This window comes from Pseudomonas sp. Sample_9 (genome assembly GCF_004307535.1).
Classification (GTDB): Bacteria; Pseudomonadota; Gammaproteobacteria; order Pseudomonadales; family Pseudomonadaceae; genus Aquipseudomonas; species Aquipseudomonas mercuritolerans.
This window is the reverse complement of record NZ_RAZO01000482.1, coordinates 1-1,699: the sequence shown is the minus strand read 5'-3', so window position 1 is coordinate 1,699 and position 1,699 is coordinate 1. Positions and strand designations below refer to the sequence as shown.

Here is a 1,699-nt window from a genome sequence, read left to right as displayed (position 1 = left end):
TGACTCACCGGATTTTGAGCTCACCGAAAATCCCTGTGGGAGCGGGCTTGCCCGCTATGGCGGTGGGTCAATCAAATCAAAGTTGCCTGACACTGCGCCTTCGCGAGCAGGCTCGCTCCCACATTTGGATTTGTGTGACTCACCGGATTTTGAGCTCACCGAAAATCCCTGTGGGAGCGGGCTTGCCCGCTATGGCGGTGGGTCAATCAAATCAAAGTTGCCTGACACTGCGCCTTCGCGAGCAGGCTCGCTCCCACATTTGGATTTGTGTGACTCACCGGATTTTGAGCTCACCGAAAATCCCTGTGGGAGCGGGCTTGCCCGCGATGGCGGTGGGTCAATCAGATCAACGTCGCCTGACACTCCGCCTTCGCGAGCAGGCTCGCTCCCACATTGGATTTGTGTGGCTCGCTGGATTTTGAGCAGACCGCAGATTTCTTGTGGGAGCGAGCTTGCCCGCGATGGCGGTGGGTCAGTCAAATCAACATTGCCTGACACTGCGCCTTCGCGAGCAGGCTCGCTCCCACATTGGATCTGTGGGGCTCGCTGGATTTTGATCACACCGCAAAACCCTGTGGGAGCGAGCCTGCTCGCGAATGCGGTTTGAATGACAGAGCAGATTTTCAGACCTGCCACGGATTGATCACTTCAATCCCGGAAAACTCGAAATCCCGGACATTGCGCGTAGCAATCGCGGCTCCACGATTTCGGCAGATCGCTGCGATTTGCGCATCGGCCATTGCAGTCCCCCGCCCCTTCGCCTCTGCATCGGCGACCAGCGTCGCGTACTCGACGGCTGCGTGGGCATCGAATGGCAAAATCCGCCCGGCAAAATCCTCTTCAAACATTGCCAAAGCGTGGGCCTGGAGTTTTTGTTTGCGCTTGCCGGAAGGTAATCGAGCGATGCCGTGCAGTATCTCCGCCACGGTGATTGCGCTGATGGCCAGGTCCATGGCCGGTTGCGCATCCACCCAAGCCAACACTTGAGCCTCGGGTTCGATACGCATGAATTCGGATAGAACGTTGGTATCGAGCACTATCATTCAGAAAAGTCCACCCCAAGCGGTTTTTCTGCACGCGCAGGCAGATCGAGCTCGGCTCCGCCCTCGGCGCTGAAACGCTGGTGGATCCGACTGCCCAGCCCTCCGGCACGATCAACCGTGGTGAGCGCTCGGCCCAGAATCAGCCGAGCCTCTTCTTCCATGGAATGTCCGTTGTGTGCAGCGGTAATGCGCAACTGCTCCTTGAGCTTCTCGTCAAGGTTTCGAATGGTGATGCTGGCCATGTCGCCCTCCTGCAATCAATGAAATCATTGATTGCAGGCTAGCATATTCAGGCCTGAAAGGAGTGAGGCTTAGCCGAACGGCACCGTCGGCACCGGCACTCCGCAATACCCCCGTGGGAGCGAGCCTGCTCGCGAAAGCGGTGGGTCAGGCGAATCATCATTGACTGACACTCCGCCTTCGCGAGCAGGCTCGCTCCCACAGGGGTCTAGGGTGTCAGGACTATTCGGGATACCCGGTGATTTTGCGGATGCTTTGGTACAGAGGTTTGAGCTGCCGGTACATGCGCAAATACACCTCTTTATACAACTGCTCATAAACCTTCTGCGCCTCAGGCTGCGGTGTGAAAACCGCTCCAACCCGAGTCATCGCCGCAATGGCCGATGGAAAATCCCGATGCAATCCCAACCCCACCG

At 57.6% G+C, this 1,699-nt stretch carries 2 protein-coding genes and 1 pseudogene; all 3 read right to left on the bottom strand.

Annotated features, from left to right (window positions below; all coding sequences use genetic code 11):
- Positions 1–623 precede the first annotated feature (623 nt).
- The gene (locus D6877_RS27415; RefSeq protein WP_122692813.1) at positions 624–1,043 is read right to left on the bottom strand and encodes a type II toxin-antitoxin system VapC family toxin; all 420 of its coding nucleotides are present in this window, start codon (positions 1,041–1,043) and stop codon (positions 624–626) included.
- A complete protein-coding gene (locus D6877_RS27410; protein WP_076565651.1) occupies positions 1,040–1,285 on the bottom strand; it encodes a plasmid stabilization protein in 246 nt (81 codons plus the stop codon). The genes D6877_RS27415 and D6877_RS27410 overlap by 4 nt, the downstream gene beginning before the upstream one ends.
- Before the next feature lie 220 nt (positions 1,286–1,505).
- A pseudogene (locus tag D6877_RS27405) lies at positions 1,506–1,699 on the bottom strand (carbohydrate kinase); the annotation flags it as partial.

Coding starts and splice junctions, on each gene's coding strand:
- D6877_RS27415 (WP_122692813.1), bottom strand. CDS start 1,043: ATGATAGTGCTCGATACCAACGTTCTATCCGAATTCATGCGTATCGAA.
- D6877_RS27410 (WP_076565651.1), bottom strand. CDS start 1,285: ATGGCCAGCATCACCATTCGAAACCTTGACGAGAAGCTCAAGGAGCAG.